Raw genomic sequence first — 4,542 nt, 5'->3', positions numbered from 1 at the left:
TAGCGTGCAAGACCGCGCCCTTCAGATCCCCGGTTTTGCATGGCCTCTGCCGCCATGAAGCATATGGCACCCTCACCTCCATCCTCTCCCGCAGGTTTGCGGGCGAGGAAGCGGAACATGAAAGCCGCGGGAGCATTCCCATCGAAACGTCGCGTGGGTCGCATCGCACCGTCGCCGTTCTCGATATCGTCCCGGCGCCACAACCGCGGCCTTCTTGAGCTGGGGGGAGAAGTCCACTAGATTGCCTCCAACGGAGGTGGCTTTCCTTGAAGCATTCCGCAGCACGAGACCGCATCGCTGAACGGCTGGGCGCGGCGTTGGCAGAACTGCCGGCGCGCAAGCTGGAGCAGGTCGCCGACCTTGCCGAGCATCTGCGCGCCCAAGGCGAATGGGAGGCCACGCTCGACTTGATGAGCGATGAGGCAATGCGTAAGGACATTCACCTCGGCCGGCGACAAGCCGCCCGCGGTATGGGACGCCCGTGGCGAGAGATTCAAAGGCGTGTTCGCGGTTAGGCTCACGCCTCAAGCCGAGCGGGCATACGAGAGGCTCGATCGGGCAGATCGCGCGGCGTAAGATCGAGCTATTTGCACGGATGGAACTTGTTCTCATCGATCTCGCCGATATTCTCTCTGCAATCGACGTCAGCCTTCTCCACCAGCTCAGTTTCTGGGACGCTCTGATTGTTGGCGCTGCCCGGAAGGCAGATTGTTCCGTCCTGTACACCGAGGACCTACAACACGGCCGCCGCTTCAACGGGCTGTCGATCATCAATCCGTTCGGGGCAAGGTAGAGAAGACCGCAAGGCCTCCCCCACGAGCCGCTGGTAGCCATCCGGACATGGAACTCAAGAACTTCGCCAAGTACCTCAAGGGCAAGCCGCTGCCCGAGCTCTTGCACCGGGCGCGCAAGGAGAGCCTGAGACGCATCCTCGCGCAAGAGGATATCGGCCGGCCGCGCCGGCCTGCACCGAAACGAGCCGGGGCGAAGTAGGTGCTCTACCGCTGAACTACTATGGCCGAAGGTCTTGGCGTCACGCGTAGATTTCCCTCCGTCATTCCCGCGTGTGAAGTCTGTGGTATTGGACAGCGACAGCCGCAGCAGGTGGCGTATAGCCTGCGCGTGGCCGATCAGCTCGTGGTCGTCGAACATGTGCCTGCGTCCGTGTGCGATCACTGCGGCGAGACATCTTTCAGCCCTGATACTGTCGAGCGGCTCCAGGACACCATCTGGCAGTCGCGCCGCCCCGTCCGCGTGCTGGAGACGCCGGTTTACGAGTTCGCTCCCGGCAGCTGAAGATAGTCGCAACCTTCCGCCTGGCCCGTCTTCAGACGCCTCGCGCCGCGCTGCCAGCCCCGGCTTCACCCGCACCCGTTCAGGGCATTGTTCACGGCTTGCACCAGCTCATCGACGGTGACTTGATCATCGCCACCGGAGTCGAACGACGAGCAGTCGTCGAGCGGCGCGTCGCCGACAGCGTGCGGTTGCGCCCGGTAGTTGTTCGGCCTTCTCGTCAGCCGTCTGACCAGGGGTCAACGAGCTGAATCCCGAGGTCACGGAAGTGGCGGACGTTACGGGTCACGAGGGTGGCACGTCGCGACGATACAATGCCAGCGATCTCGATGTCGCGAAAATCGACGGGTCTTCCAGCCGATCGCCGGGTTGCAGCGTTCGGCCGCAGCTCGGGCGGCCTCCTCGTCGAAAGGAAGAACGCGCCCTTCGAAGTCATCACCCACCGCGCGGGTGAAGGCATCCTCGAGTTGTCGCCTGCGCCGACCGGACGGCAGCAATCCGAGCCCGAAGCGAATTTCAAAAACCGTCACTGCGGTCGTCCACACTGACGCGGGGGGCTGTCGGTCGAGCCACGCGACGATCGCCGGGGCAGGCGCGCGTTGCATCAGGGCGGACACCACGTTGGTGTCGAGAACGATCATCGCTTCCAGAGCGCACGCCGGGCGGGGCGGCCACGCAATTCTGCGATGTCCGTATCCAGCCCGATACCGGCGAAGCGCTTTCGCAAGCGAGTGCCGAGTCCAGGGGCAGTGCGCTTATCCGCTGAGACTGCATCGCGCAGAATGTCGAGCACCTCCTCTTCCATGCTGCGACCGTGTCGATTGGCCTGCCGCTGCAGCCGCACTTTCACGTCTTGATCGAGGTCTCTGACGACGAGCTGCGCCATGCGAGTCTTGATATCACGCGATCATCGGGAGGCAAACCGGCCGAAGAGTACAGTATTCCGTACCACAGCTACGCATGCTGATTGCTGAAATCGAAGCGATCATGGGGCGCAAACTCTCGGCCGAAGAGTGGCAACAGCGCTGACCCGGTTCGTTGCCGACTGCATCGCCCGATCCCTGGCACCCAGCACCTGGCACCTGTTTCACCCGCACCCGTTCAGCGCAGCGTTCACGGCTCTCACAAGCTCATCGACGGTGACGCTATCATCGGTGTCGCCCAAAGAAGGTGGCCTCGGGGGCTCGTGGTCGTGGGCTGTCGCGGGCCAGTCGCCTGATGCCTGATGCGCGAGGCGGTGGCAACGCAGGTCTGGCCTCGGAGAACTCGGCGGCGAGTCCTTCCGCGAGTGGGTTTCTCTTCCGAATCACGCTGTGCGCAGCCCCGTCGGTGAAGACGTCGGTCGGCGCGTGGCGGTAGCAGTGCGAGTCGCCGTGGGCCGGCGAGTCATCGTTGAGGTCGGCGTGAGCGACGGCCGGCGGGTGAAAGTCGCAGTGCGAGTCATGGTCGGCGTCGCCGTGGGCCGGCGCGTCCATGTCGAAGTTGGAGTCAACGACGGCCGCCGGGTCAAGCTCGGCGTCGGGGTGCTTACGAGGCGGGGCGTGTTTGTCGCCGAGGGTGTCTTCGTTGGCGGCGGTGTCAGGAGTGGGGTTGGACTCGGGGTTGGGGTTGGGGTTGCCGAGGGGCGAAGTTGCACCGGCGTCGGCGTGCATGTTCCTCGCACAACCCCGCAGAGCCCAAATGGCGTCCGGGTCGCGGTTCGGGTTGGGGAGAATGTGCGCGTACGAGTGGCGGTAGCGGTGCGACTCGGCGTACGCGTGCAGGTTCCGCGCACGCTCCCACAGAAGCCCGAGGGCGTTCGGGTGGCCGTTCCAGTCGGAGTGGACGTACGAGTACGCGTGAACGTCGCCGTGTGGGTCGGCGTGCGCGTGCGAGTCGCCGTCGGCGTGTTGGTTGGCGTGAGGGCTGGCCGTGGGGTTCGCGTCCGCGTCGGCGTGAAGGACGGGGGGAGCGTATTGGTTGGGGTGCGGGTCGGTGAAGATGTGCGGGTCCTCGAATGCGTCGGGGTCGGCGATGGCGTTCGGGTGTACGTCGCCGTTGGCATGTTGGTCGGCGTACGAGTAGGCGAGGAGGCACGCGTTACTGTTGGGCTTCGTGATGGCGTTGCGGAGATCGTCGGCGTCTGAGTTGCTGTGGCGGTCGGTGCCCATGTCGGAAGTGGCTGCTCGCAATTGCGAGCAACATCGACAAACGCTTCCATGCCAGGCTTCAACTGAAATGCGCCGTCGAAGATCCCGTCGGTTTGGGGGACAAAGGCCTCGTCGTGCAACGCGTGCGCGAAGAGCACAACGCCATTCTGCTCCGCCCAAGTGCTCACCTGCTGCAGGAAGCTCACCGCATTGGCAACGGAGTCTCGGCCAGAGGATCCAGCCATCGACGGCCAGCCGGTTTCGCCAATCAGGATCGCTTTACCCGGTGCACGCTCATTGACCAGCGCGAGGACGCCTTCGTACTCAAAGACGAACCGACCGAACGCTTCAACCGGCCCGATGTCACCCCCGTAGTACTGGAACATCGAGAGCGCAACCACGTCGATGTGGCTTACGAGGTCCGGGTTACTCTGCCAGAACTGCGGGTGCTCTATCAATCCCACGGGCACGCTGCCGTAGCCGGCGGACACCAGGCGGCCCTTCAGCCAGTCGAACATGTTCACCATTTCGTCGCGGCTCCACCCTTTACCGGAGAGGTTTCCAGGCAGCAGGACGTAATCCCCACAATCCTGTGCAAGCCCGTTGACCAGATCCGTCAGCTCACGTTCGTTGTTAGCGGAGTTGCCGCGCTCCAGATAGATGCCGTTGGCGATCGGGTTGAAACCGCGAGCCCGTGCCCGGCAGGCAATGTCCCGGATCGGCCACGACCCTCCCGTTCGCAGCGCCAGCGCGACCTCCGCAGCCCCATCGAGATGTCGCGCAACCTGAGCGTCGGTAACACCCTGCGGCTGACCGGGATCCTGCCCATCCTCGAAGAGCGTAAAGACCACGCCGCGCAGGCAGCGGCGGGCCTCAAGCGGAAGGGAGGGTGTCGGACTCGGCGTTGCCGTGGGCGTGGCCGTAAGGCTCGCGGTTTCTGTTGCCGTCTGCGTCGATGTGCGCGTTGGCGTGAGCGTGAGGGGCAGCGTAGGTGTCGCCGTCGGCGAACGTGTCCGTGCTTCGTTGATTGCGACGATCGCGTGAGCGTAGCTTTGGTGGCCGTTCCACCACCATTGCAGGGTCTCAATCCCCGCCGTGTTCTTGAGTTTGGCACTCCCTG

The 4,542-nt window shown here is 64.1% G+C and carries 6 protein-coding genes and 1 pseudogene; 4 read left to right on the top strand and 3 right to left on the bottom strand.

All coding sequences use genetic code 11. The features are described from left to right. Positions 1-266 precede the first annotated feature (266 nt). From HY699_22995 to HY699_22980, 4 genes are all read left to right on the top strand, one after another. Positions 267-515, top strand: coding sequence for a hypothetical protein (locus HY699_22995; GenBank protein ID MBI4518673.1), 249 nt, complete (start codon positions 267-269; stop codon positions 513-515). 80 nt (positions 516-595) lie between these two features. Further along, positions 596-793 (top strand): hypothetical protein, encoded by a 198-nt coding sequence (locus HY699_22990; protein MBI4518672.1) that lies wholly within the window; start codon positions 596-598, stop codon positions 791-793. A gap of 47 nt (positions 794-840) precedes the next feature. Next, the gene (locus HY699_22985; protein ID MBI4518671.1) at positions 841-993 is read left to right on the top strand and encodes a hypothetical protein; all 153 of its coding nucleotides are present in this window, start codon (positions 841-843) and stop codon (positions 991-993) included. A gap of 21 nt (positions 994-1,014) precedes the next feature. Then, positions 1,015-1,296, top strand: a complete 282-nt coding sequence (locus HY699_22980) for a type II toxin-antitoxin system MqsA family antitoxin (GenBank protein ID MBI4518670.1) — start codon at positions 1,015-1,017, stop codon at positions 1,294-1,296. A gap of 217 nt (positions 1,297-1,513) precedes the next feature. Here HY699_22980 and HY699_22975 read toward each other — a convergent pair. From HY699_22975 to HY699_22965, 3 genes and pseudogenes are all read right to left on the bottom strand, one after another. Then, positions 1,514-1,934 (bottom strand): annotated as a pseudogene (locus HY699_22975) (type II toxin-antitoxin system VapC family toxin). Beyond that, positions 1,931-2,179, bottom strand: coding sequence for an Arc family DNA-binding protein (locus HY699_22970; GenBank protein ID MBI4518669.1), 249 nt, complete (start codon positions 2,177-2,179; stop codon positions 1,931-1,933). The pseudogene HY699_22975 and the gene HY699_22970 overlap by 4 nt, the downstream one beginning before the upstream one ends. A gap of 262 nt (positions 2,180-2,441) precedes the next feature. After that, positions 2,442-3,443: a hypothetical protein gene (locus HY699_22965; protein MBI4518668.1), complete on the bottom strand. Its 1,002-nt coding sequence runs from the start codon at positions 3,441-3,443 to the stop codon at positions 2,442-2,444. Positions 3,444-4,542: the final 1,099 nt, after the last annotated feature.

The sequence above is a fragment of the Deltaproteobacteria bacterium genome (genome assembly GCA_016210005.1).
GTDB lineage: Bacteria > Desulfobacterota > Binatia > HRBIN30 > JACQVA1 > JACQVA1.
The sequence above is the reverse complement of the archived record's forward strand: the minus strand, read 5'-3'. Positions and strand labels throughout refer to the sequence as shown.

Bases quoted from the DNA above. Each gene is read 5' to 3' on its own strand.
- HY699_22990 (MBI4518672.1), top strand. From the start codon at position 596: ATGGAACTTGTTCTCATCGATCTCGCCGATATTCTCTCTGCAATCGAC.
- HY699_22985 (MBI4518671.1), top strand. From the start codon at position 841: ATGGAACTCAAGAACTTCGCCAAGTACCTCAAGGGCAAGCCGCTGCCC.
- HY699_22980 (MBI4518670.1), top strand. From the start codon at position 1,015: ATGGCCGAAGGTCTTGGCGTCACGCGTAGATTTCCCTCCGTCATTCCC.
- HY699_22970 (MBI4518669.1), bottom strand. From the start codon at position 2,179: ATGGCGCAGCTCGTCGTCAGAGACCTCGATCAAGACGTGAAAGTGCGG.
- HY699_22965 (MBI4518668.1), bottom strand. From the start codon at position 3,443: ATGGGCACCGACCGCCACAGCAACTCAGACGCCGACGATCTCCGCAAC.